Annotated in this window: 1 protein-coding gene; it reads left to right on the forward strand. The window is 29.7% G+C overall.

Features of this window, described 5'->3' with window-relative positions:
* Positions 1 to 216 (forward strand): hypothetical protein (locus ACY2RW_RS16350; protein WP_490123789.1); only part of this gene is annotated, 216 nt, incomplete at its 5' end.
* Positions 217 to 239: the final 23 nt, after the last annotated feature.

Below are 239 nucleotides of genomic sequence, written 5' to 3' on the forward strand. Positions count from 1 at the left end.
GTATTGTCTAACCACGAACCGTTTACGTGTCTAAAAAAATCATCTTGTGATTTTACGGTTTTATCCATGTTCTTTAAGACAATTCATGCAACTTTTTCATCCTCTTTTTTATCATCTTTACAGGCTACAAGAGCTAACGAAGCTAGTGCAGTAGTAAAAAATACTTTTTTTCTAATTTTCATGTTTCACACTTTAATTTACTTAATTGGTTATTAGTCGATTTTAATTTGCTCTTTTAC

The sequence above is a fragment of the Polaribacter sp. 2305UL8-11 genome (assembly GCF_058147165.1).